This window comes from Halosimplex aquaticum (assembly GCF_028747785.1).
In the GTDB taxonomy this organism is placed as follows: domain Archaea; phylum Halobacteriota; class Halobacteria; order Halobacteriales; family Haloarculaceae; genus Halosimplex; species Halosimplex aquaticum.
Window position 1 is genome coordinate 740,319 of sequence record NZ_CP118158.1, and the last position, 23,221, is coordinate 763,539.

At 66.6% G+C, this 23,221-nt stretch carries 21 protein-coding genes; 6 read left to right on the plus strand and 15 right to left on the minus strand.

Annotated elements, in window-relative coordinates:
- Positions 1-69: 69 nt before the first annotated feature.
- Complete coding sequence (locus PSC72_RS03625) at positions 70-444, plus strand: CBS domain-containing protein (protein WP_274324528.1); 375 nt, start codon at positions 70-72, stop codon at positions 442-444.
- Positions 445-663: 219 nt separating this feature from the next.
- Here the strand turns inward: PSC72_RS03625 and PSC72_RS03630 are convergent, their stop codons facing one another.
- Genes PSC72_RS03630 through PSC72_RS03650 form a run of 5 tightly spaced genes read right to left on the minus strand, consistent with a single transcriptional unit; the run spans position 664 to position 5,026 of the window.
- Positions 664-1,125 (minus strand): NuoI/complex I 23 kDa subunit family protein, encoded by a 462-nt coding sequence (locus PSC72_RS03630; protein ID WP_274324529.1) that lies wholly within the window; start codon positions 1,123-1,125, stop codon positions 664-666.
- A 34-nt stretch (positions 1,126-1,159) separates the two neighbouring features.
- Positions 1,160-2,227: a complex I subunit 1/NuoH family protein gene (locus PSC72_RS03635; RefSeq protein ID WP_274324530.1), complete on the minus strand. Its 1,068-nt coding sequence runs from the start codon at positions 2,225-2,227 to the stop codon at positions 1,160-1,162.
- Complete coding sequence (locus PSC72_RS03640) at positions 2,227-3,918, minus strand: NADH-quinone oxidoreductase subunit D (RefSeq protein WP_274324531.1); 1,692 nt, start codon at positions 3,916-3,918, stop codon at positions 2,227-2,229. Before PSC72_RS03640 ends, PSC72_RS03635 begins: the two co-directional genes overlap by 1 nt.
- Positions 3,915-4,616 (minus strand): NADH-quinone oxidoreductase subunit B, encoded by a 702-nt coding sequence (locus PSC72_RS03645; RefSeq protein ID WP_274324532.1) that lies wholly within the window; start codon positions 4,614-4,616, stop codon positions 3,915-3,917. Before PSC72_RS03645 ends, PSC72_RS03640 begins: the two co-directional genes overlap by 4 nt.
- Before the next feature lie 2 nt (positions 4,617-4,618).
- Positions 4,619-5,026, minus strand: coding sequence for an NADH-quinone oxidoreductase subunit A (locus PSC72_RS03650; RefSeq protein ID WP_274324533.1), 408 nt, complete (start codon positions 5,024-5,026; stop codon positions 4,619-4,621).
- A gap of 227 nt (positions 5,027-5,253) precedes the next feature.
- Between PSC72_RS03650 and PSC72_RS03655 the strand changes: the two genes are divergently transcribed.
- Positions 5,254-6,054: a class I SAM-dependent methyltransferase gene (locus tag PSC72_RS03655; RefSeq protein WP_274324534.1), complete on the plus strand. Its 801-nt coding sequence runs from the start codon at positions 5,254-5,256 to the stop codon at positions 6,052-6,054.
- Between the two features lie 2 nt (positions 6,055-6,056).
- Here PSC72_RS03655 and purE read toward each other — a convergent pair whose 3' ends face one another.
- Both purE and PSC72_RS03665 read right to left on the minus strand, forming a co-directional pair.
- Positions 6,057-6,710, minus strand: coding sequence for a 5-(carboxyamino)imidazole ribonucleotide mutase (gene purE / locus PSC72_RS03660; protein ID WP_274324535.1), 654 nt, complete (start codon positions 6,708-6,710; stop codon positions 6,057-6,059).
- Between the two features lie 69 nt (positions 6,711-6,779).
- Positions 6,780-7,991, minus strand: coding sequence for a 5-(carboxyamino)imidazole ribonucleotide synthase (locus PSC72_RS03665; RefSeq protein ID WP_274324536.1), 1,212 nt, complete (start codon positions 7,989-7,991; stop codon positions 6,780-6,782).
- Between the two features lie 132 nt (positions 7,992-8,123).
- Between PSC72_RS03665 and ribH the strand changes: the two genes are divergently transcribed.
- Positions 8,124-8,534 carry a 6,7-dimethyl-8-ribityllumazine synthase gene (gene ribH, locus PSC72_RS03670; RefSeq protein WP_274324537.1) on the plus strand — a complete coding sequence of 137 codons (411 nt, stop codon included), beginning with the start codon at positions 8,124-8,126 and terminating at the stop codon, positions 8,532-8,534.
- A 36-nt stretch (positions 8,535-8,570) separates the two neighbouring features.
- Complete coding sequence (locus tag PSC72_RS03675; RefSeq protein ID WP_274324538.1) at positions 8,571-9,722, plus strand: pyridoxal phosphate-dependent aminotransferase; 1,152 nt, start codon at positions 8,571-8,573, stop codon at positions 9,720-9,722.
- Between the two features lie 112 nt (positions 9,723-9,834).
- Here PSC72_RS03675 and PSC72_RS03680 read toward each other — a convergent pair whose 3' ends face one another.
- The 4 genes from PSC72_RS03680 to PSC72_RS03695 all read right to left on the minus strand — a co-directional run bounded on the left by PSC72_RS03680 (position 9,835) and on the right by PSC72_RS03695 (position 14,146).
- Entirely contained in the window at positions 9,835-10,563 is a 729-nt protein-coding gene (locus PSC72_RS03680) for a hypothetical protein (protein WP_274324539.1), read from the minus strand.
- Between the two features lie 132 nt (positions 10,564-10,695).
- The gene (locus PSC72_RS03685) at positions 10,696-11,199 is read right to left on the minus strand and encodes an FAD synthase (RefSeq protein ID WP_274324540.1); all 504 of its coding nucleotides are present in this window, start codon (positions 11,197-11,199) and stop codon (positions 10,696-10,698) included.
- Complete coding sequence (locus tag PSC72_RS03690; protein WP_274324541.1) at positions 11,196-11,747, minus strand: Mov34/MPN/PAD-1 family protein; 552 nt, start codon at positions 11,745-11,747, stop codon at positions 11,196-11,198. The genes PSC72_RS03685 and PSC72_RS03690 overlap by 4 nt, the downstream gene beginning before the upstream one ends.
- Before the next feature lie 191 nt (positions 11,748-11,938).
- Positions 11,939-14,146 (minus strand): PAS domain-containing sensor histidine kinase, encoded by a 2,208-nt coding sequence (locus PSC72_RS03695; RefSeq protein WP_274324542.1) that lies wholly within the window; start codon positions 14,144-14,146, stop codon positions 11,939-11,941.
- Positions 14,147-14,814: 668 nt separating this feature from the next.
- Here PSC72_RS03695 and PSC72_RS03700 point away from each other — a divergent pair.
- Complete coding sequence (locus PSC72_RS03700; protein ID WP_274324543.1) at positions 14,815-16,725, plus strand: DHH family phosphoesterase; 1,911 nt, start codon at positions 14,815-14,817, stop codon at positions 16,723-16,725.
- Positions 16,726-16,806: 81 nt separating this feature from the next.
- On the opposite strand, the gene PSC72_RS03705 is transcribed toward PSC72_RS03700, so the two are convergent.
- The 4 genes from PSC72_RS03705 to PSC72_RS03720 all read right to left on the minus strand — a co-directional run bounded on the left by PSC72_RS03705 (position 16,807) and on the right by PSC72_RS03720 (position 22,424).
- Positions 16,807-18,480, minus strand: coding sequence for a phospholipase D-like domain-containing protein (locus tag PSC72_RS03705; RefSeq protein WP_274324544.1), 1,674 nt, complete (start codon positions 18,478-18,480; stop codon positions 16,807-16,809).
- A gap of 91 nt (positions 18,481-18,571) precedes the next feature.
- Positions 18,572-19,861, minus strand: coding sequence for a HEAT repeat domain-containing protein (locus PSC72_RS03710; RefSeq protein WP_274324545.1), 1,290 nt, complete (start codon positions 19,859-19,861; stop codon positions 18,572-18,574).
- A gap of 179 nt (positions 19,862-20,040) precedes the next feature.
- Positions 20,041-20,955 carry a M48 family metalloprotease gene (locus PSC72_RS03715; RefSeq protein ID WP_274324546.1) on the minus strand — a complete coding sequence of 305 codons (915 nt, stop codon included), beginning with the start codon at positions 20,953-20,955 and terminating at the stop codon, positions 20,041-20,043.
- Between the two features lie 476 nt (positions 20,956-21,431).
- On the minus strand, positions 21,432-22,424 hold the full coding sequence (locus PSC72_RS03720; protein WP_274322795.1) for a transposase: 993 nt from the start codon (positions 22,422-22,424) through the stop codon (positions 21,432-21,434).
- A 274-nt stretch (positions 22,425-22,698) separates the two neighbouring features.
- On the opposite strand from PSC72_RS03720, the gene PSC72_RS03725 reads away from it, so the two are divergent.
- Positions 22,699-23,145, plus strand: coding sequence for a plastocyanin/azurin family copper-binding protein (locus tag PSC72_RS03725; protein ID WP_274324547.1), 447 nt, complete (start codon positions 22,699-22,701; stop codon positions 23,143-23,145).
- Positions 23,146-23,221 lie beyond the last annotated feature (76 nt).

Consider the following 23,221-nt stretch of genomic DNA (forward strand, 5'->3'; position numbering starts at 1 on the left):
CGGTTGCAGACACCGCGGACGGAGCCGCCCTGGGCAAACCCCATAACCGTCGGCGCCCTTCCGTGTGGTATGGGTGCAACTGACAGACCGACAGTCGAAGACGTGATGTCCACGCCGCTGGAGACGATCTCGAAAGACGCCTCGGTGATGGACGCCGCACGGCAAATGCGGGCGAAGGACATCAACGCGCTCGTCGTCTTGACCACGCCGCGCGCGATTATCAGCAGTACGGACGTGCTCGACGCCGTCGCCGAGGGAAAAGACGTCTCCGCGTTACGGGTGGACGAAGTGATGACGACCGACGTCGAGACCGCCACGCCCGACCTCTACATGGAAGAGGTCGCCGCGATGATGGACACCTACGGCATCAAACACCTCCCGGTCGTCGACGACGACTACGTCGGGATGGTGTCCTCGACCGACGTCACCGCACATCTCTCCTGACCACCTGGTTACCACTTTTTCCGCTCGGGGTCGCTTCGCGACCCACTCGCGCAAAAACGTGGGCGAAAACGCCGTCAGAGCCAAGCTCTGACGAGGTGTCGTTCACTACGTTCACGACACAGGCCGGACGTCTCGCTCACTTCGTTCTCTCGCGTCCGGGGAACCGCGCTCGCTTCGCTCTCGCGGACGGAAACCGAATCTCGAAAAACGAGGGACGGCCTACTGATAGTCGACTTCGCCGTCGCCTTCACCGATCCACGCGCCGCGGTCCGGCTCTCTGGATTCGAGCGGGTCGATGTCCTTGTACCAGGGAACGTTCTTCAGCTGTTCCTTGTCGAGGACGAACTCGTCTTTCGTGTCCGCCGTCCACTCGAAGTTCTGTGTCAGCAGGATGGCGTCGACGGGGCAGACCTCCTCGCAGAGCCGGCAGTAGATGCACTGGCCGATGTGGAGGTTGTACTGCTCGCCGTTGCGCTGGTCGTCCGTGACGATCTGGATGGTGTTGTTCGGGCAGACGTTCTCGCACTGCCGACACCAGATACAGCGCTCCTGGCTGAACTTGTGGACGCCGCGGAACCGCGGACTGACCTCCGGCGGCGTCTCGGGGTACTCGACGGTGAACGTCTCGCCGTCGAGCGCGTGTTTCATCGTCGTTGCCATGGATTTGAGGATGCCTATCATTGGGAGTCACCTCCGACCGTCGGGGCCGTCGCGGTCATGCGTTGACCACCCCGACGATGATAGCGGTCAGGACCAGGTTCGCGAACGAGAGCACGAGCATGCCCTTCCAGCCGATCTGGATGAGCTGGTCGATGCGCACGCGGGGGACCGCCGACCGCGCCCACTGCGTGAACAGGTAGACCGAGATCATCTTGATGAAGAACCAGACGACGCCCGGGAGCACGGGGCCCGAGGGGCCGCCGAGGAAGATTGTCGCGATGATCGCGCCTCCGAGGAAGATGTGGATGAACTCGCCGAGGTAGATGAGCACGAAGTACACCGACGAGTACTCGGTCTGGTACCCGGCGACGATCTCCGTCGGCGCCTCGGGGATGTCGAACGGGTTGCGGCCGACCTCCGCGAGGTTCGCGATCAGGAACAGCGCGAACGCGAACGGGTTGACGAACGCGAACCACGACGGGATCGCGATGCCGCCCAGCGAGACCAGCGTCTGCTGTTGCACGTCGACGATGGTCGAGAGGCGGAGCGACCCGGCGAACAGGACCACCGAGACGCCCGTCAGGACCAGCGGGATCTCGTAGGCGAGGTTCTGCGCGACCGCGCGCAGCCCACCGAGGAACGAGAACTTGTTGTTCGACGCGTAGCCGGCCATCAGCAGGCCAAGCGACGCGATAGACGCGACGGCGAAGACGTAGGCCAGCCCGATCTCCGGGTCGGCCAGTTGCAGGTCGTTACCGAACGGAATGACGGCGAACCCGAGCAGCGCCGAACTCGCGATGATGAGCGGCGCCAGATCCCACGCCGGGCGGTCGACGCCCTCGGGAACGATGAGCTCCTTCGAGAGCAGACGCACCGCGTCCGCGGGGATGATCAGCAGCCCGTAGGGACCGTGCCGGTTGACGGCGATGCGGTCCGTGAAGGCCGCGGTGATCTTCCGCTTGCCCCAGATGCCCAGGACCGCGGTCATCGTCAGCAGGACCGTCGCGATGACGGCCGCGGCGACGATCGCTGTGACCGCGATGACCCACGGCTCGTTGATGTCGAGCCCGAGCAGGTCGGCGATGATCTTGGGGAACGGCGTCTCCGACTGGAGCGGTAGCATCACCGGTCCACCTCCCCGAGGACGATGTCCAGGCTACCGAGCGACGCGATCATGTCGGGGATGAACTCGCCCTCGGACATGACCGGCAGCGTCTGCAGGTTCGAGAAGCACGGACTCCGGATCTTGAAGCGCGCGGGTTTGTCGGTGCCGTCCGAGCGGATGTAGATGCCGAGTTCGCCCTTGGCGGCCTCCACGGCGCGGTAGATCTCGGTGTCGGGGTCCGGGCGGAGCGTGCGGGGCACGTTCGCCTGGATGTCGCGCTCGTCTTCCGGCCAGTCTTCGAGCAGGTCGACGCACTGCTCGATGATGCGGGCGGACTGCTCGACCTCGCGCATGCGCACGAGGACGCGCGCGTAGTTGTCGCAGCCGTCCTCGGTGACGACGTCCCAGTCGAGTTCGGGATAGTAGCCGTAGGGGTCGTCGCGGCGCAGGTCGTAGTCGATGCCGGAGCCGCGTGCGACCGGCCCCGTCGCGCCGTACTGCTTGGCCTCTTCCGGCGGCAGGACGCCCGTGTCGACGCAGCGCATCTGGAATATCTCGTTGGAGGTGACCAGGTCGTGGTACTCCGTGAGCTTGTGCGGCAGGTCGTCGAGGAAGTCCCGCGTCTTCTCGAAGAACTCCTCGCGGGGCTCGGGCAGGTCCCAGGCCACGCCGCCCAACCGGAGGTAGTTGAACATCAGACGCTGGCCGGTCAGGTCCTCCAGGAGGTCCTGGACGACCTCGCGGTCGCGGAACGCGTACTGGAAGACGGCGGTGAAGTCGCCGAAGACGTCCAGCGCGAACGTCCCGAGCGCGAGCATGTGCGCGGCGATGCGGGACATCTCCGCGGCCATCGTCCGGATGACCTGCGCGTACTCGGGCACCTCGATGTCGGCCAGGTCCTCCGCGGTGCGCGCGTACGCCCACTCGTTGAGGATGCCGGCCGAGACGTAGTCCCACCGGTCGGGGTAGGGCATGATCTGGTGGCGATAGGTGCCCTGCTGGCACATCTGCTCCTCGCAGCGGTGGAGGTAGCCGATGTCGGGTTCGACGTGGGCGATCTGCTCGCCGTCGAGGACCGTCTCGACGTGGAGCACGCCGTGCGTGGCGGGGTGGTGCGGGCCGATGTTGATGTACATCGTGTCCGCGTCGTCGCTCTCCGCGCGGTGATCGCCTTCGAGCGGGTTGGCGTGCTCGCGGAGGGTGACGATCTGCGGTTCCTCGCCGCTGAAGTCCTGGGCCAGGGGGTGGCCCTGCCAGGTCTCGGGCAGGAGGATCCGCCGCAGGTCCGGGTGGCCCTCGTACTCGATGCCGACCAGGTCGTAGGCCTCACGCTCGTGCCAGTCGGCCGTGCGGTAGACCGGTTCCGCGGTCTGGCTGACCGGGTCGTCCTTCGTCGTGGGGACGACGACCGACACTTCCTGGGTGGGGTCGTCGTACTTCCGCAGGTGGTAGATAGACTCGTAGCGGTCGTCGTAGTCCTGTGCGGTCACGCACGCGCAGTGGTCGAAGCCGGCCTCGTCACGCAGGGCGAACAGCGCGTCCTGCACCTCGTCGGGCCGGACGACGAACGCCTCCGCGTTGACGTGGCTCTCGCGGTCGATGACCGTGTCGCCGAGCAGGTCCGCGAGCGCGTCGTAGTCGACGCCCTCCTCGGTGACGCCGACGTCCTGCGTGGCGAGTAGGTCGCCTTCCGTCTCCTCTAAGCTCATGGCGAGTCACTCCAGTTGTACCGCATGACGAGGTCGTCCTCGTCGATCTGGTCTGCGAGCTTCTCCACGAGTTCGTCCCGTTCGAGGTCGCCGAACTGCTCCAGTTCGTACGGTTTGACGGTGACGGGCGAGGACTCGCCGTTGGCGATGCGCTCCTGAAGCTTGGCGACGCCGTAGATGAGCGCCTCGGGTCGCGGCGGACAGCCCGGGACGTGGATGTCGCACGGGATGACCTCCTCGGCGCCCTTGACGACGTTGTAGCCCTCCTGGAACGGGCCGCCGGAGATAGTGCACGACCCCATCGAGACGACGAACTTGGGCTCGGGCATCTGGTCGTAGACGCGCTTCATCCGCGGGGCGAACTTCGAGACGATGGTCCCCGGGACGATGATCACGTCGGCCTGGCGCGGCGACGCGCGCGGCACGCCGGCACCGAAGCGGTCCAGGTCGTGCTTGATCGCGTAGGTGTGGATCATCTCGATGCTGCAGCAGGCGATCCCGAACTGCAGCATGAACATCGACGACCCCCGCACCCAGTTCATGAACTTGTCGAACTTCGTGAGGATGAACGGCGTCGAGCCGAACGCCTCCCGCAGCGTCGAGTTGAACCGGTTGTCGACGCCCTCACCCAGCCGCGCGTCCTGGGTCGATTCGATGTCTGTGCCTAGCTCGTGCGTGTCTTGATTGTCGCTACTCATGATTACTGTTCGACCCGCTGTGCTTGAGCCCGCGGGCTGCGGACCCACTTGACCGCGCCGTTACGCCACGCCCAGCCGAGGCCGATGACGAGGACGCCGATGAACACGAGCATCGGGACCAGCGCCTTCGCGAGCCCGACGTTCGCGACCGCGTCCTGGTAGATGACCGTCCACGGGAAGATCAGGACGGTCTCGATGTCGAAGACGACGAACAGCAGCGCGACCATGTAGTACTGAATGTTGAACTTGATGCGCGTGTCGCCAGTCGGGACCTCGCCGCTCTCGTAGACGGCGCGTTTTCCCTGTTCCGGCACGCTCGGTCGCAACAGCGCTGACACCACCATCATACTGAGCGGTATGGCCAGCGCCACCAGCGCGAGCGCCCCGATGGCTATCCATGGGTTACTCATGACTCTCTATCGTTCGACGGTTTGGGGTCGGGCCATATAAGGGTTGATTGTTGTCCTCGGCGCCTCTCGGCCGACGATTTCCGGCCGACGGGTAATCCGAGTCTACCGAACCAGTTCGCACCGAGCGATCACTGGCGACGGCGTCTCTCGGCGCCCGCGACCCGAACGACGGACCGACCGATACGCTCTTCGTCCAGCCGTCGCTTCAGTCGTATCCGAGTGCAGAAATGTCCTCGGAGGACCCCTTCGCGAGCGCGGAGTCGTACTACGCCGAGTACCGACCCCGGTACGGCGACCGACCGATCGACTACCTCGCCGACCGGTTCGACTTCGACGAGTCCGCGCGCGCCCTCGACCTCGGCTGCGGCGCCGGACAGATCGCCGTCCCCCTGGCCGCGACCGTCGGGACGGTGGTCGGGATGGACCCGAACGAGCGGATGATCGACGAGGCGCGCGAGCAGGCCCGCGCGGCCGGCCGCGAGAACGTCGAGTGGGTGGTCGGCTCGGACGCCGACCTGCGCGGGGAGGTCGGCGAGCGCCTCGGCCCGTTCAGGGTGACGACGATGGGGCGGTCGTTCCACTGGATGGACCGCGAACCGACCCTCGACCGGATCCGCGAACTGACCGAGCCCGGCGGCGGGGTCGCCGTCTTCGACGACACCGAGTGGCTCACGAGCGGTAGCCAGCCGTGGCAGGACGAGGTGTACGCCCTCGCCGCCGACTACCGCGACGATCTGCCCGAACGCACCGGTCCGCGCACCGAACCCTACGAGAACCCGTACGACGAACTGATCGCCGAGCGAGAGTTCGAGGACGTCGAAGTCGCCACGTTCGAGGAGACTCGCGAGTGGACCGTGGACGGCATCGTCGGCTACGTCTTCTCGCTGTCGTTTTGCTCGCCGACGACCTTCGGCGACCAGAGTGACGACTTCGAGGCGGACCTGCGCGAGCGACTCGGAGAACTGGGCGGCGGCCCCTTCAGACAGGACGACGAGGTTCGCGTGATATCGGGCCGGAAGCCGGCGTAACGTTACTCCTGGTCCCAGTACTGGTCTTTGAACCCTGGCGTCCCGAGTTCGTGCAGGTCACGCGAGACATCGCCCACGTCTTCTTGCAGTTCCCGATGGTACTCGACCAGTCGCTCGCGGATCTCGGTGTGCTGGCGTGAGAGGATCTGTGCCGCCGTCAGCGCGGCGTTGAACGACTTCCCCGCGTCGACGGCGGTGATCGGCGCGCCCTGTGGCATCCCGATGACCGAATCGACTGACTTCTCCTGGACGGGGACGCCGATGACCGGGAGCGGGTAGGCGATGGACGCGGTCATGTTCGGCAGGTCGGCCGATTTCCCGCCCGCACCGGCGATGATCACGTCGATCCCGCGCACTTCGGCCGTCTCCGCGTAGGCGTACATCAGGTCCGGTGTCCGGTGGGCCGAGACGACGAACGTCTCGAAGGTGAACCGGCTCTCCGGGGCGTCCTCGTAGTCGGTCTGCTCCTCGAACCCGAGTTCGTCGGCGAGCGCGGCGTACGCCCCGGGTCGCTTGCCCTGCCCGCCGGCCATCGTCGGCAGGTCCGAGTCAGATCCCATGACGATGCCCACGTCGGGCGTCTCCTCGTTCGGCAGGTCCATCTCGGCCTCCTCGCGGAGCTGGTCGATGATCGACTGGACGGAGTCGGCGGTCATGGACGGGAGTGCACGCGGGGAGACCGTAAGCGTGTGCGGTTCGGCAAGCAGTGCGTGTCGTTCGGGGCGCTATCGGAACGAGAGCCCGTCGCGCAGCTCCCGGACCTCCGCGAGAAGCCTGTCGGTCCGCTCGTCGCGCTTGCCGACTAGCGCCACGTGGCCCATCTTCCGGAGCGGGTACACCTCGCGCTTGCCGTACCAGTGGAGGTGCGCGCGCGGCGCCTCGAAGACCTCGTCCTCGCCGGAGAGCGTCGCCTCCTGTCGCTCGTCCACGTCGCCGAGGATATTGGCGGAGACCGTCGGCGCGCGCCGGTCGGTGGTCCCCAGCGGTCGCCCGGTCACGGCGCGGACGTGCTGTTCGAACTGCGAGGTGTGACACCCCTCGATGGTCCAGTGGCCGGAGTTGTGCGGCCGGGGCGCGATCTCGTTGAGGAGGATCTCGCCCTCTGGCCCTTCGAACAGTTCGATCCCGTAGACGCCACGGCCCTCCATGACGTCGAGGACGTCGAGCGCGACCTGCCGGGCGCGTTCGCGGACGGACTCCTCCGCCCGGGCCGGCGAGACGGTCTCGCGGAGGATCTCTTCCTCGTGGATCGTCTCCGTGACGGGGAAGGTGTCGCGCTGTTGGGCACCGTCGCCGTGCAGCGCGCTCCCCAGACAGCCCATCACGGCCAGTTCGCGCTCGAAGTCGACCATCTCCTCGACCATGGCGACGCCCGACGGGTCCTCCTGGCTCCCGCCCTGCGCGGCGTCGACGATCTCCGCGAACGCCTCCTCGACGTCGTCGGGCGTCTCGACGGGGACGTTCCCGCGGCCGTCGTACCCGCCCTTGCGGGCCTTGAGCATCGCGGGGTAGCCCAGGTCGTCGAGCGCCTCGCGCAGTTCGTCGGCGGAGTCCACCTCGCGGAACTGGGGGACGGGGACGCCGGCCTCGGCGAGGCGGCGCTTCTGGACGAGTTTGTCCTCGATGATCCGAAGCGTCTCGGGTTTGGGGTGAACCGGCGTGTCCGTCTCCTGGGCGACCCGTTCGAGCAGGTCGGGGTCGGCGAGTTCGATCTCGAAAGTGAGGTAGTCCGATCGCTCGGCGAGTTCGCGGACCGCCTCGGGGTCGTCGAAGCCGCCGACGATCTGGTCGCGGGCGACGGGCGCGGCCGGTGCGTCCGGGGTCGGGTCGCTGACGAGGACTTCGACACCGAGTGGCGCGGCGGCCTCGGCGAGCATCCGGCCGAGCTGGCCGCCGCCGACGACGCCGAGGACGGGTGCGGGCGAGGAGAGTGTCATTGCCGCGGGGTTACCCACCGGGCGGAATAAGCGTGTCCCTCTCCGGCCGGTGTCGGCCTCGATCGCCGCCGAACAGTCGGTCGGCGGGACGCGAACGGTAGTTCTTTTACCCGCGCTGGCTTGGCCGCAGGTATGGCACAGCTCGGTCTGGTGGTCGCCCAGTTCGACAAGGAGGGGTCGGTCATCGACGGGATGGAAGCGGCGGCCCGCGAGGCCGCCCGCGAGCGCGACGCCGACGTCGTCGCGACCGTCGAGGTGCCCGGCTCCTACGACACGCCGCTGGCCGCAGACCGGTTGGCCCGCCGCGAGGACGTCGACGCCGTCGCCGTCCTCGGCGCCATCGTCGAAGGCGACACCGACCACGACGAGGTCATCGCCGACGCCGCCGCGCAGGCGCTGACCGACGTGAGCCTCGACCGGGACACCCCGGTCACCTTCGGGATCATCGGCCCCGGCATGAGCACGGCCGAGGCGAAGGCGCGCACCGACTACGGCGCGACCGTCGTCGACAGCGCCGTCGACCTCGTCGAAGAACTGCCCTGACGTCGAAACAGCGCGGAACACAGCACACATACACTCATGGACTTCGCAGCACGCGTCGACCGCATCGAACCGAGCGCCACAGTCGCTATCAGCAACAAGGCCTCCGAACTGGAGGCCGAGGGAGTCGACGTCGTCGACCTCTCCGTCGGCGACATCGTCGACTTCGATACCCCCGAGAACGTCAAGCAGGCCGCCAAAGACGCGCTGGACGCCGGTCACACCGGCTACACGCCCTCGAACGGCATCCCCGAGCTCAAGTCCGCGGTGGTCGACAAGCTCCACGACGACGGCCTCGACCAGTACGGCACCGAGAATATCGTCGTCACGCCTGGCGGCAAGCAGGGCCTGTTCGAGGTCTTCCAGACGCTCATCGACGACGGCGACGAGGTCGTCCTGCTCGACCCGGCGTGGGTCTCCTACGAGGCGATGGTGAAGCTCTCGGACGGGTCCCTGAAACGCGTCGACACCGCCCAGTACGACTTCGCGCTCGAACCCGCACTCGACGACCTCGCCGAGGCCGTCTCCGACGACACGGAGATCCTCGTCGTCAACTCACCGGGCAACCCCCACGGCGCCGTCTACTCCGACGAGGCCCTCGAAGGCGTGCGCGACATCGCCGTCGAGCACGACGTCACCGTCGTCGCAGACGAGATCTACAAGGAGATCACCTACGACGGCGTCGAGCCGACGAGCATCGGCTCGCTGGAGGGCATGGAGGACCGGACCATCACCCTCAACGGCTTCTCGAAGGCCTACGCGATGACCGGCTGGCGCCTGGGTTACTACGCCGCCCCCGAGGAACTGATCGACCAGTCCGGCAAGATCCACGGCCACTCCGTCACCTGCGCCGTCAACTTCGTCCAGCACGCCGGCGTCGAAGCGCTGGAGAACACCGACGAGGCCGTCGAGGAGATGCGCTCGGCCTTCGAGGAGCGCCGCGACATGCTCGTCGACCTGTTCGCCGAGCACGGCAAGGAGGTCCCGACGCCCGAGGGCGCGTTCTACTTGATGCTCCCCGTCGCCGACGACGACGTGGCATGGGCCGAGGAAGCCATCGAGACCGCCCACGTCGCGACGGTCCCCGGAAGCGCGTTCGGGACCCCCGGCTGGGTCCGCCTCGCCTACGCCAACAGCGAGGACCGCCTCCGCGAGGGCGTCGAGCGCCTCGCCGAGCACGACCTGCTGTAAGCAGGTCCGTCTTCTGCCGGTTTCCGCAGTCCTCTCGCTCAGTGAGTGTCCGCAACCAGCCGCTGGACGGGAGGCCGGAGGTACCGAAACGCGCTACAGACCCCGTGGAATCTCAGATGAGACCGACGTGCGAGTGGCGTTTGTAGGCGTAGTACCCGAAGTAGAACACGCCGAGGATGGCGATGATCCCGGTGAAGAAGGCGGCGAGGAAGTGGTTCACCGGGTTAGGACGCCAGTCGCTCTGGAGGCGCACGTAGGTCGCGTCCTTGTAGATCCCCACGGCGAACAGCGGGAGGCCGAGCAGGCCGATCGGCATGAGCATCGGGTCGATACCGCTGCCAACGATACCGAGGATACCGATGCCGACGCCCATGAGCGCGAGGTACCACCAGGCCTCGGTGTCGACCCAGTCGATGACGTACTGGTGGCGCTTGTAGAGGTAGTGCCAGACGACGAGGCCGCTGAGGAAGAACCCGCCGACCGCGTACAGCCCCTGACTCGGTTCCCAGTCCAGATCCTGGTCGGCGATCTTTCCGGCATCGAGGTACAGGAACAGCGGGATCGCGACGGCCGAAGCGAGGCCGAACAGGAGCGCGAGGATCCACACTATCGCCACGCCGCCGAGTAGCGCCGTCATGCCGCCGCCCGCGGCGCCAGTCGTGCCGGCAGTGGACGCGGCCCCCGCCGTACCGGCGGCGGCCGAGGAACTCCCGAAGCTCATCAGCCCGAGAACCACGATCCCGAGCCCGAAGATGCCCATCAACACCGGTGGTATCAGCATGAACAGTTCCAGCCCCCGATACGACCGTGACGGCACGTCTTCCACCGTGACCCGTTCCATACCCTCCCGAGGCGTGCCGATGTGATTTAAAGGTTGGTGTTCTGACAGCAGATCGCGGCCCGGAACACCGTTCGGACGCCGGTTGAACGGAGAATTCGCGCTTTTCCTGGACCCGCGACTACGCTGGAGCCGTCACTGACGCGGACCCGAGTCCCCGCGCTCGGCGAGGATCCGGTCGACGATCTGTCCCGAGGAGAGGAGGCCCCCGTCGTAGTCGGGTTCGTAGGCGCTGGCCCGCCTGACCTCGCAGTCGATGCCGCGCTCGGCGAGCGCCGCGCGGATGCCGTCGGCGTCGTGATGCTGGTCGTAGCCCAGCGCGATGACCGCCGGATCGAGGTCCTCGATGGGCGCGAAGATGTCCTCCGGATGCCCGAGTCGCGCCTCGTCGACGGGGTCGAGGCCGGCGACCATCTCCCGGCGCTGGGGACCCGGCACCACCGGCGACGCCTTGTGGGTCACGTTCTCCGAGCGCGCGAGGATGACGACGAGTCGGTCGCCCATCGCCTTCGCGTCCCGCAGGTAGTGGAGATGGCCCGGATGGAGGATGTCAAAAGTGCCCTGCGCGACGACGATGTCCGTCGACTCCGCACTCGGCGTTCGGTCGTCGTCGGAGCTACTTTCCCGCCCCTCCGTCATCGCTGGCTCCACTCCTCGTCGTCGGGCTCGGACCTGAAGTCGGTGGGGTCCGAGCCGTAGCCGCTCTCCTCCATGAGCTCCTCGTCGATGTCTTCCTGCGTGAAGTCGAAGAACTCGTCCTCGGGGAGTTCGACCTCCAGCACCGGCAGGTCGACGGGGTTCCCTTCGCGGTCGAACGCCTGCCAGTCGTGTTTCCCGTAGGGCGCACCGATGATGATGTGGACCTTCCCCTTGCCGAAGGTCTGGAGGTCCTCGTCACTGGGCCGAAGTACGCCGTTGGGGTGGGAGTGGATCGACCCCGCCGCCCGCGAGTCGTTGGGGATCATGCTGGTCTTCACGGTGGCGCTGACCGGGTTGGATTCGGTCCCGGGGATGACGAGCACGTCCGTGAGGACGGTCCCCTCGTAGTCGAGGTCGAACTTGCGTGCGTCCTCGCCGCGCAGAAAGCCCATGTACTCGTCCGGGTGGGCGTCCTCCGAGGCCTCCAGCGCGAACTCCAGCGCCGCCTCGGCGATGCCGACCACCTCGCCCGAGCGGAACAGTCCCATGTCCCTGCTTGGGGTAGCCCGCATAACAAGGCTTTCCAAACCATCTTTTTCGCTCGGCGGTGTCCTCGCGGCCGGAGGCCGCTGCGGGCACCCAAGCCAAAAACGTGGGTGAAAACGCCGCATCTCGGCCTTCGGCCTCGATGCGGTGAATCGCGCTCACTCCGTTCGCGCGAGTGCTCAGTACAGGGACTTCACGGATCGTCACTGCTTGCGGCCGGGAGTGTGAACGAGAATGTCGATCCCTCTCCCGGCCGGGACTCGACCCAGATCTCGCCGCCGTGCCGCTCGACGATCCGTTCGCACAGCGCGAGACCGATCCCGGTCCCGTCGTGTTCCTCGCGGCTGTGGAGGCGCTCGAACACGTCGAAGATCTGTTCCTGCATGTCCGGTTCAATACCGATCCCTTCGTCCTGAACTGAGATGATCCACTCGGAACCACGCTGTTTGCACGTGATCTGGACCCTTGGCGTGTCCTCGCTGTATTCGATGGCGTTGTCGATGAGGTTCTGGAACACCTGGCGGAGCTGTCCCGCGTCCCCCTCGACCTCCGGGAGCGGTTCGGCCGTGATCTCGGCGTTGGTCTCCGCGATACGCATCTGCAGGTCGTCCAGAACGTCGTCGCGTACGGCGTCGAGATCGACGGGTTCGAAGGGTTCTCCTTGCGTCTCGACACGTGAATACGTGAGCAACCCCTCGATCATCTCGCGCATCCGCTGGGCGCCGTCGAGGGCGAACTGGAGGTAGTCCTCGCCGTCCTCGTCGAAGGCAGACGCGTAGTCCCGCTCGAGGAACTGGAGGTACGTCGAGATCATGCGCAGCGGTTCTTGGAGGTCGTGACTAGCCGCATACGCGAACTGTTCGAGTCGGTTGGTCTCGGCCTGCAACTGCTCGATGTACTCCTGTCGCTCGAAGTGGAACCGCAGGAGAGTCACGAGCGTGTCGAGCAGTTCCTCCTCCTCGGGGAGGAACTGCTCGGTGATGCTCTCCGGGGCTTCGACGAGGACGACGTCGATCTCGATCGGGGTACCGTTAGTCGTCCGGGTCGCCGCCGTGATAGATTGGTCGGACGGCCGGTATCGTTCGGTGGCCACCTCCTGATCGCCGACTGAAACCCGTACGGCGGTAGAATCGGGATACCGGAATGACTCGGACAGGCTGGTCACGAATCCCTCGAGCAGTTCCTCCAGCGGCTGTTCGCTGGGCTCTAGCAGGTTCGTCGCGAGTTTGACGGCAGCGAGGTCCTTCTCGCGTTCCTCCAGTTCCCGCTTGCGTCGCGTAGCTAGTTCCTTGAGTTCAGTGATGTTCGTCGCCGTGATGACGGCCTGCTCCGGCTCGCCCTGTTCGTCGGTGATCGGGCTGGCGTTTATCGAGAGCCACCGCTTTTGACCGTCTGGCGGATCGAAGAGGATCTCGCGGTCATAGACCGGCTTGCTGGTCTCGAACACGCGATTCGCGGGGCGCTCCTCGACCGGGAGCACCTCTCTGTCGGCACCGTACATGTCTCGCTGACCAACCATGTATTCAGACATATCGGCCACCTGATTCCCGAGCAGTTCGGCCATGCGTTCGTTCGCCCGGTTCGTCGAACCGTCGGAATTCACGACCGTGATCCCGACCGGGCTCGTCTCGAGGATCTGCTCGATCAGGTCGCGCTCGCGCTGGAGTTGCTGCTCCCGTTCCTTGCGCTCGGTCATGTCCCGCGTGACCTTCGCGAATCCGCGCAGTTCGCCGTCGTCGTCGTGGAGCGCCGTGATTATGACGTTCGCCCAGAACTTCTCTCCATCCTTGCGAACACGCCAGCGCTCGTCTTCAGTCCGACCGTTTTCCGCAGCCTTCCTGAGGTTCCGTTCAGGGCGTCCTGCTTTGCGGTCTTCCTCGGTGTAGAACGTCGAGAAGTGCTCGCCGACGATCTCGTCTTCCGTGTAGCCTTTCAACTCGCGGGCGCCGTCGTTCCACGTCTGGACGAACCCGTCGGTATCGAGCATGAAGATCGCGTAGTCTCTGACCTCCTGGATGAGCGTCTCGAACCGCTCTTTCTCCTGGCGGAGCCGTTCCTCGTACTCGTGTCGCTCGGTCATGTCCCGCGTGACCTTCGTGAACCCCTGAAGGTCCCCCTGTTCGTCCCGGATCGCCGTGATCGTGACGTTCCCCCAGAACGTCGATCCATCCTTGCGGACGCGATAGCCCTCGTCCTCGACCCGGTCGTGCTCCCGTGCGGCTTCGAGGTTGTACTCGGGTTGACCCGCCTCGCGGTCCTCCTCGGTGTAGAACGTCGAGAAGTGTTCGCCGACGATCTCCTCCTCGGAGTAGCCCTTGATCCGCTGGGCGCCCTCGTTCCAGCTGACGACGACGCCGTCCGGGTCTAGCATGAAGATCGCGTAATCCTTGACGGCGCTCACGAAAGCACGGAACTGCTGTTCGTCCGGCTGTTGGCCAATAGACCTCTCTGTCCCGGTCCCCCACCAGATCCTGTTCGACTCACCCATTGTCTTCGATCGGAGTTCTCCCTGTTCGGTGAGCGTCTCGAGATACCGGTGTGCCGTCTGCTGAGAACACTCAAGCACTTCGGCCACTTCCGCCGTAGAGACCGGCGTATCGGCCTGGTCGGGTCGATCGAAGAACCCCCGAAAATCCTCTATCGTGAGATCTGACGTCGGTTCAGGGGAATCCATTGTCTTAGAATATCCTCGAAGCTGTTTAAGGGCTTGGAGCAACGGACTGGCGCCGGATAGTACGTAAGTAATCTACACAGAGATAGGAAGCACCTGATCAACCGTGGTGAAACAAACGATACGATTCATCTCCGCGCCTGATCGTTCGGTTCGCACGCTCTACTGAACAGGTGATTCATCTCCAGTGGGCCTGCAATCAATCATCTCACGACCTGTTCGTGACTGCATGTCCGCGCGCCGCAGGCGCGCGGTTCACGGGACCGAACGCAGTGAGGTCCCGCTTTTTCACCCATGTTTTTCGCTCGGGGGTCGCCTGCGGCGACCCCCGAGCCAAAAAGATGGTCTCGGAAGACTTTCCGAAGGTTAAACTGCGGTCGGAGCGCTATCGAGTACAAATGACTCCTGTACCTGACGCCGGGGATTCCGGCGTCGCGGTCCCCGACGGCGGGACCACCGTCTACGACCTCGACGCGAACTGTGATTTCGAGTACGTCTCCGAGGGCGACCTCTACCTCGCCGAGGTTAACGGCGTCGTCGACTACGGCGTCTTCGTCGACGTCTCCGACGACGTCTCCGGGCTCGTCCACGCCTCGAACCTCGTCGGCACCTACGAGGTCGGCGACGAACTTGTGGTCCAGCTCGAAGAGGTCCGCGAGAACGGCGACCTGGCGTTCAACGAGGTCAGCCTCGACGACTACGAGGTCGAATCGGTCTCCCGAGAGAGCCACGCCGTCGCCGACCTCGGCGACGTCGTCGGCGAGTCCGTCACGCTGGAGGGCGTCGTCGTCCAGATCAAACAGACCGGCGGCCCGACCGTCTTCCAGGTGCGCGACGCGACCGGCATCGCGCCCTGCACCGCCTTCGAGGACGCCGGCGTCCGCGCCTACGAGGACGTCGAACTCGACGACGTGGTCAGCGTCGAGGGCTACGTCGAGACGCGCGAGGGCGCCGTCCAGGTCGAGATCGACGACCTCCAGGTGCTAGAGGGCGACGAGGCGGCGGCCCTCCGCGAGGACCAGAACGAGCGACTCGACGAACTGGCCGCGCCGCACGACCCCGACCCGCTCGTGGAGTGGGACGCCTTCGAGAAACTCCACGACGACCTGCAGTCCGTCGCGCGCCGGCTCCGCCGCGAGATCCTGGAGGGGCGGCCCATCCGGATGCGCCACCACGCCGACGGCGACGGCATCTGCGCGAGCGTCCCGATGCAGGTCGCGCTGGAGCGGTTCATCGAGGACACCTACGAGGACCCCGACGCCGCCCAGCACCTCCTCAAGCGCCTGCCGAGCAAGGCGCCGTACTACGAGATGGAAGACGTGACCCGCGACCTGAACTTCGCGCTGGAAGACCGGAAACGGCACGGCCAGCGCCTCCCGCTCCTGCTCATGCTCGACAACGGGTCGACGGAGGAGGACACCCCCGCCTACCGGAACCTCGCCCACTACGACGTGCCCATCGTCGTCGTCGACCACCACCACCCCGACCCCGACGCCGTCGAGGAGTTGCTCGACGAGCACGTCAACCCGTATCTCCACGACGAGGACTACCGCATCACGACGGGGATGATGTGCGTCGAACTCGCGCGGATGATCGATCCCGGTATCACCGACGACCTCCGCCACGTCCCGGCCGTCGCCGGCCTCTCGGACCGCTCGGAGGCCGACGCGATGGACGACTACCTCGAACTCGCCCGCGAGGAAGGGTACGACGAGTCCGAGCTGCGCGACGTCGGCGAGGCGCTTGACTACGCGACCTTCTGGCTGCGCTACGACGACGGCGGTCAGCTCATCACCGACGCGCTCAACGTCGACTGCGACGACGAACAGCGCCACCGCGAACTCGTCGACTTCCTCGCCACGCGCGCCGAGCGCGACGTCGAACGCCAGCTCGACGCCGCGATGCCCCACGTCGAGCACGAGCGACTCGACAACGACGCCCACCTCTACCGGATCGACGTCGAGAACCACGCCCACCGGTTCACCTACCCCGCCCCGGGCAAGACGACCGGCAAGATCCACGACTCGAAGGTCGCCGAGACCGGCGACCCGGTCATCAGCATCGGCTACGGTCCGGACTTCGCCGTGCTCCGCTCGGACGGCGTCCGCCTCGACATCCCGAACATGGTCGAGGAGCTGAAAGCGGAGGTCGACGGCGGCGGCGTCAGCGGCGGCGGTCACCTCGTCGTCGGCTCCATCAAGTTCGTCCGCGGCATGCGCGAGACCGTCATCGACGCCCTCGTCGAGAAGATGGCCGACGCCGAGATCGACGAGGCGCTCGGCAGCTCCGCCGCGTTCGCCGAAGACTGACGGAGACGCTCCGGTACCGCCGTAACTTCGCTTTTCGTCCCGTTTCTCGTCGGCCGTTCGCTCGCAGCCAGGGAGCCGTCGTCACCGACCCGGTCCGACGCCCACGTCCGGTCCGAAGTCGATGCGGCGGGCGACCAACAACGCGAGCAGGAGACAGCCGGCGACGCCGGCGACGATACCGACCGGCAGCGAGCGCTCCGTTTTCTCGCCCCAGTCGGCTTCGAAAGCGTTCCGGTAGTACGCACCCACCGCCTCGCCCTCCAGCGAGAGGACGACCTCGCGATTCCGTCGGATCGATTCGCCGTTCCAGTTCAGGCTCCCCAGGAGCGCCTGATCGCCGTCGATCACGACCCCCTTCGCGTGGATCTTCTCGTAGTCGCCCCCGGGTTCGGCCAGTTTCGCCGAGAGCGGGAGGCCCTCGCGCTCGGCCACTTCGCGGAGGTGCTCGACGAGTCGCCGGTTCTCTTCTTCGACGTACCAGGCGCTACTGAGCAGGATCCGCACGTCGACGCCGCGACGGGCCGCTCGGACCGTCGCGCGGAGGAACCGCTGGTCGGGGCCGTCGATCGACATCTGGATCACGTCGATGGACTCGTCGGCGCCGTCGAGCGCCGCCGTGATCGCCGAACCGGCGTTGTCGGGCGTCACGAGGAGCTGCGTCCGGTCGACGGGGACGGTCTCGGGCGAGCGGTGGCTCGGATAGGTGCCGTTCGCGACGCCCGACGTCTCGAACGAGCGTCCGCGGCGCACCTGCGACCAGGGACGCGCACCTTGCCAGTCCGCGTCGGCGCGGAACGTCGCTGCGAGGCCGCGGACGATCCGCGGCTGGGAGACGACGACGCCCCAGCCCCTGCTCGCACGGCCGCCCGTACCGGCCGGTTTCCAGTTCTCCGTCAGCACGACGGCGCTGTCGTCGACCACGGCGTACTTCGCGTGGTGGTAGGCGTACCGACCGTGGGGTCCGCCGAGGAGTTCGACCGTCACGCCGGCGTCTACCAAGGAATCGAGCGCGACCGCCTGCCGGCGGGAGATGCCGTCGACGGGCTGGCCGTCGAGGAGGACGTGCACGTCGACGCCGCGGTCGACGGCGCGTTCGAGTTCCCGCGCGACCCGTTCGGAGGTGAAGGTGTACCCGGCGAGGAGGATCCGCCGGTCGGCGTCGCGGATCGTCTGGACGGGAACCTCGGGCGCGTCGGGGAGCGTGAACGCCCGCACCTGGCCGCCGCCGGCGGTGACGACTGACCGGTTCGTTCGTCCGAGCGGTCGCCACGTGACGCCTCCGCGCTCGTCGAAGCGACCGATTTCGCCTTCGGGCGCGTCGCGGTATCTCGCGGTCGCGACCGTGTCGTTCCCGCGGATCAAGCGTACTCGGTCGCCGCCGTTCGCGAGCGAGACGGATCCGTCCGCGCCGACGACGCGGCGGTCCGTGAGATTTCGAACCCTCGCGGGCGCGGCCGTGACCGCGACGCGACCGCCGGCTGACCCGTTCGGCAGCGAGAGCGAGCCGTCCCCGTCGGTAAGTTCGTACCGACCGAGGTCGGTTCCGTCCGGGAACGCGAGCACGACGAACTCGCCGTGGTCGCCGTCGGCCACGGGATTCGGATAGACGGCCGCGATACGCGGCTCGGACGGCCGGGGAGCCGCAGTCGCTATCGCGCCCGACGCGTCTCCGGACGCCGCTATCGCCCCGATTGCCGGACCGGCGACGCCGACGACGAGCAGGCAGACCGCGGCGAGCCGCGCTACGCTGAACACGCGGCCAGGTGGCCGCGCTCTCGGATATAAAGGTCAGGGTCGTCGAGCGTCGAGAGGGGCGAAGAAAACGGGGACTCGGGCGTCGAGCGCTTCAGACGGCTTTCCGGGCTTCGGACTGGACGAGGAAGGCGCGGTCGTCGGTGTAGTCTTCGAGTACGCCCAGTGCGTGCTCGGTGCCGATCTGGTTGAGCGCCCAGGCGGCGCTCGCGCGGACCTCATTCGCCTCGTCGTTCTCCAGTACGTCCGACAGGGGTTCGATCGCGCGGGTGTCGCCGATCAGGCCCAGCGAGCGCGCGGCCGCGCTGCGGACCTCGTAGCTGTCGGCGTCGAGTCGGTTCGCGACCGGTTGGACCGAGTCCTCGCTGCCGATCTCGCCGAGAGCACGCAGGGTGACTTTCTGTAGCGCCGGGTCGCCGTCGCCGTCGATGAAGTCGTGGAGCGTCTCGGTCGCGCGCTCGTCGCCGATCTTCCCCAGGATCTCGACGGGCTTCTTGTTGCGCTTCTGGGCGCGCTGGTGGACGGCGTCGAAGGCCTCCTCCGATCCCATCCGCCAGAGCGAACTGAGGATGTTCTCCTCCATGAAGTCCGAGTCGAACGTCTCCAGGGCCTTCACGATGGGTTCGACTTCGCCCATCTCCTCGTAGACCTTCACCGCGTTCCACTCGGCGGGGAAGTCCTTCCGGTTCTCCGATTCGAGCACGTCGTAGAACCCCTCCGCGTCGAGCTGCTGGCGAACCGTGAGGTCGTCCCACTCCTCGGCGGCCTCGAGGTCGTCCTGGAGCGCCTCTGCGTCTTCGAGCAGCGTGGCGATGGTCTCGGCGTCCTCGTCGGGGTCGAGCGTGCTCCCCTCGACGACCTGTGCCGCCTGATCGAGCGCGTCGCCGAGATCGTCGGTGTCGTCGCTCTCCGGCGAGATCTCGGTGTCGAGTTCGTCGGCGAGAGTGCCCAGATACGACTGGACGGCGGCGACGACGTCGGGTCGACCGTCTTCGGTCCAGCGCGTGTCGGCGACGGTCGATTCGGCGTCTTCGAGGACGGCGACGACGTCCTCGGCGTAGGGCCCGCGCTGGTCGTCGAGCTGGTCGCGCAGGTCGGCGAGGCGGTCTTCGAGTTCGGCCGCCGGGTCCTCGGCGTCCTCGTCGTCTTCGTCGGGTTCGGGCAGGTCGGCCGCTTCGAGGTCGGCCTCGATCTCGTTGAGCGTCTCTTCGACCGCGTCGAGGTCTGCCTCGGTCTCGGCCGCTTCGAGGTCTGCCTCGGCGTCGTCGAGCCGCTGGTCGAGGGTGTCGGCCGACAGTTCTGTCGTCTCCTCGGCCTCGTCGGCGTCGGCTTCTTCCTCGGGAGCGGCGTCCTCCTCGGCCGCTTCGTCGTCCCCGTTGCTCATGCCTCGAAATGCGTCTCTTTGGGGCAAAGGCGTTTCCATTCGGCGTCCTCGGGGCGAGCGATATCGGTCCTCGGGTCTCCGGGCGAGTTCGGGGGCGTACCGAGCGCCCTCGGCTTCCAGCGACCGCACTGCGGCTACGAGGTCGATCCTCCGGAAGGAGTCGGGGTTCGCCAGCCCGGCTACGCTCGCTCGAACTCGCCGGCCAGTTCGGAGAGCCGCTCGACCCGCTTCTCGGGGTCGGGGTGGGTCTGCATCGCCTTCAGGAGGCGCGACTTCGCGTCGGCCGGGACGATGAACAGCGCGTTCATCTCCGCGTGCTCGCGCAGGTCGTCTTCGGGCGTCGCGGCCATCTCGGCGGAGATCGTCTCGATGGCGGCGGCCATCGCGCCGGGCTTGCCGGTGATGACGGCCGCGCCGCGGTCGGCGGCGAACTCGCGGTGGCGGCTGATCGCCCGCGACACGAGGTAGCCCCCGAGCCACGCGACCATCGAGACGGCGACGAACGCGAGCAACCACGGCATCCCGCCGTCGCCGCCACCGCCCCCGTCACCGCCGCCGTCGCCGAACCACCAGAAGTTCCGCACGACCATCGCCGCGGCGGTCACCAGGAACGTCACGACCGACATCACGAGCGCGTCTCGGTGCTCGACGTGTGCGATCTCGTGAGCCAGCACGGCGTCGAGTTCGTCGCCCTGCAGCGTGTCGAGCGTCCCCTCGGTCACGGCGACGACGGCGTCGTCGCGCCCCTTCGCGGTCGCGAAGGCGTTGGGCTGGGCCTGCGGCGCGACCGCCACGTCGGGCTTGGGGACGCCAGCCTGGGCGGCGAGGCGGCCGACGCGCGCGTGGAGGTCTGGGTACTGCGATTCGTCGACCCGCTCGGCGTCGAGGGCTTTCAGCGCGGCCGCGGGAGCGTACTTGTACTGGAGGGTGACGAGCGCGCCCGCGACGGCGACCACGAGGACGACGCCGGCGCCGCCGAGCGCGTCGGTCGCCCACCACGCCGCGACGCCGACGAACGCGGCGTAGAGGACCGCCATCCCGGCCATCGCGACGACCATGCGAACCCGGAGGGACCAGTCGGGCTTGAGGCGCATACTGATCGCTACCCGCCGAGGACTGATAGATGTTACTCGACCATCTTTTTCGTTCGGCGGTTCGCTCACGCGCCTACCGCGTGTGGGCGCCCGTACAGACAAAGCACTTACAACATCGGGAGCGACCGAGACGTATGCCGCCGCTCGAACAGCCCGCGACCAGATACGACGCTGCCACGGCCTGCCTCTGTCTGTTACCGCTCGTCGGTACCTGGTTGCCGTGGGTCGAAAACACGTCCCAGTATTTGAACGGCGAGCCGTACGTCACCGCGATCGGGTTAGCGGGGATGGGGTCCGGATCCGGTTCCTCGTTCGACTCCCTGGTGTTTGCCGGGCTGGTCCCTGCTATCGGCGGAGCGCTCGTCTTCCGGCGGTGGAACTGGCTCCGGGACGCCTGCACCTGTCTCTCGGGAGTCCTTCTCTGCTGGTGGGTCGGGGGACTAGCGTACGCGTATGAGGGTGTCATAGAACTCTTCTCACACCGTGATGATCGTGCTTCCCGGATTGTCTCCACGTTCGTAGTTGGTGATCGCGATGACAAGGCGAAGGCACAGCGCGAGGAACACCTGCGCTCGTGCGTGGACGCGGCCTCGGGCGTGGGTGCGCCCGAGGCCGCAGTCCTTCACTGATTCGTTGGTTCGTTCAACTCCCGTGCGGCGGTTGTACGTCTCATCTAGCGTCGGTTGCTTCAGCTGAACGTCTTCACTGTGTTCCTCGATGCGGTCTTCGACCCTGTACTCGATATCGAGCGGGTCGTCGGTGTTTCGCGCGTTGTACGGAGCGACTGGCACGACCCCTGCGGCCAGCAGGTGGTCGTGCCAGTCGAGCGTGTCGTAGGCGCTGTCACCGACCATCCAGATCGGTTGCTCGACGGCGAGCGCGTCACGGGTGACGCGCATCGCCGTCTCTTCTGGTGCTTGTTTGCTCTCGGTGAACTCCGCTGCGATCGGTATCTTTTGCCCGGTCGAGACGATTGTACAGCCGTAGCCGTAGTAGTACTCGTCCTTGGTTGGATCGTAGCACTTTGACGCATCTGGGTCGGCTGGCATCGCCCTCACGTCGGTCGAATCGATACAGTAGGTCAAGTCGAGCAGGCCGCGGCGGGCGGCCTGCTCGACGAGGTGATCGAACACCTCGTTAGCGACGTGTTCGAGGTCGGTGAGGAAGCGATCGACCGCGTCTCTCGACGGCGGTCGATCGAAGCCACAGCTCAACCAGACGACCGTGTTCCGAAGCTCTCGTTCGACGGGGCGGATGCCGTAGATATCTTTGTAGTAGCAGTGGAGAAAGCCACGCATCAGCTCTGGTGGTTCGTGGTCTCGTGTTCGCCCCGTCTGCGCCGGGGCGAACACGTCAAACTCTTCGAGAAATTCGAAGGAGAGGTGCTCGAACAGCGCTAGCGTCTCTGTCTCCACGACATTGAAGAACGACTCTACCGAAGGATCATCTTGCAGGGTCGCTGAACTCATCCACCTCAGCGTTCACCCTGCTCTTTGGTGTGCTAATCGTTCTATGACACCCTCTACGCGTATTGGAGTGTCGATCATTACCTGATCAGGCCGGGGATCCTCATCGTACTGGCGAGCGGGCTCTCCCTCTGCGTGCTGGGCGCGGGAGCGGCCGCGAGCCGGTTGCGATATCGCGGCACGGTCGCTCGACCGACTGGTTGACTGCCTCGCCGTCCCGCCTCCCTTCGAGACGGATACCGAGGCCTCTATTTGCCCGGGGGTCCGACGCTCGCGTATGGACAGACGGGCGTTCCTCCGGAGTGCGGGCACCGTCGCGATCGCGGCCGGACTGGCTGGCTGCGGCGAGGGCAGCGGCGAGACCGGCGACTACGACGTCGGGATGACCGCCCGGAAGTTCGACCCGGCGACGGTCGAGGTCCCGCCCGGCACGACCGTGGTCTGGAAGAACACGAGTTCCCACGCCCACACCGTCACCGCCTACGAGGCGGAGATCCCCGAGGAGGCCGACTACTGGTCGTCCGGCGAGTTCGACACGCAGTCGGCGGCCGAGGACGGCTGGCTCGACGGCAACGACGGCGCGATCTACCAGGACGAGACCTACGAGCACACCTTCGAGACGGTCGGGACGCACAACTACTTCTGCATCCCCCACGAGACCGGCGGGATGGTCGGTGTCGTCGTCGTGAGCGAGGACGCGACGGCGAAGCCGACGGATACGTAGCGCGACGACGGCCGGATACGACGACGGCCAGACGCGACGGACGCGTCGCTCTCCGCGTGGGTTCCGCGGGCGAAAG

Bases quoted from the DNA above. Each gene is read 5' to 3' on its own strand.
- PSC72_RS03700 (WP_274324543.1), top strand. From the start codon at position 14,815: ATGACTCCTGTACCTGACGCCGGGGATTCCGGCGTCGCGGTCCCCGAC.
- PSC72_RS03710 (WP_274324545.1), bottom strand. From the start codon at position 19,861: ATGAGCAACGGGGACGACGAAGCGGCCGAGGAGGACGCCGCTCCCGAG.
- PSC72_RS03645 (WP_274324532.1), bottom strand. From the start codon at position 4,616: ATGAGTAGCGACAATCAAGACACGCACGAGCTAGGCACAGACATCGAA.
- PSC72_RS03635 (WP_274324530.1), bottom strand. From the start codon at position 2,227: ATGCTACCGCTCCAGTCGGAGACGCCGTTCCCCAAGATCATCGCCGAC.
- PSC72_RS03665 (WP_274324536.1), bottom strand. From the start codon at position 7,991: ATGACACTCTCCTCGCCCGCACCCGTCCTCGGCGTCGTCGGCGGCGGC.
- ribH (WP_274324537.1), top strand. From the start codon at position 8,124: ATGGCACAGCTCGGTCTGGTGGTCGCCCAGTTCGACAAGGAGGGGTCG.
- PSC72_RS03655 (WP_274324534.1), top strand. From the start codon at position 5,254: ATGTCCTCGGAGGACCCCTTCGCGAGCGCGGAGTCGTACTACGCCGAG.
- PSC72_RS03680 (WP_274324539.1), bottom strand. From the start codon at position 10,563: ATGGAACGGGTCACGGTGGAAGACGTGCCGTCACGGTCGTATCGGGGG.
- PSC72_RS03640 (WP_274324531.1), bottom strand. From the start codon at position 3,918: ATGAGCTTAGAGGAGACGGAAGGCGACCTACTCGCCACGCAGGACGTC.
- PSC72_RS03725 (WP_274324547.1), top strand. From the start codon at position 22,699: ATGGACAGACGGGCGTTCCTCCGGAGTGCGGGCACCGTCGCGATCGCG.
- PSC72_RS03715 (WP_274324546.1), bottom strand. From the start codon at position 20,955: ATGCGCCTCAAGCCCGACTGGTCCCTCCGGGTTCGCATGGTCGTCGCG.
- purE (WP_274324535.1), bottom strand. From the start codon at position 6,710: ATGACCGCCGACTCCGTCCAGTCGATCATCGACCAGCTCCGCGAGGAG.
- PSC72_RS03690 (WP_274324541.1), bottom strand. From the start codon at position 11,747: ATGGGACTGTTCCGCTCGGGCGAGGTGGTCGGCATCGCCGAGGCGGCG.
- PSC72_RS03720 (WP_274322795.1), bottom strand. From the start codon at position 22,424: ATGAGTTCAGCGACCCTGCAAGATGATCCTTCGGTAGAGTCGTTCTTC.
- PSC72_RS03675 (WP_274324538.1), top strand. From the start codon at position 8,571: ATGGACTTCGCAGCACGCGTCGACCGCATCGAACCGAGCGCCACAGTC.
- PSC72_RS03630 (WP_274324529.1), bottom strand. From the start codon at position 1,125: ATGATAGGCATCCTCAAATCCATGGCAACGACGATGAAACACGCGCTC.
- PSC72_RS03685 (WP_274324540.1), bottom strand. From the start codon at position 11,199: ATGACGGAGGGGCGGGAAAGTAGCTCCGACGACGACCGAACGCCGAGT.
- PSC72_RS03625 (WP_274324528.1), top strand. From the start codon at position 70: ATGGGTGCAACTGACAGACCGACAGTCGAAGACGTGATGTCCACGCCG.
- PSC72_RS03650 (WP_274324533.1), bottom strand. From the start codon at position 5,026: ATGAGTAACCCATGGATAGCCATCGGGGCGCTCGCGCTGGTGGCGCTG.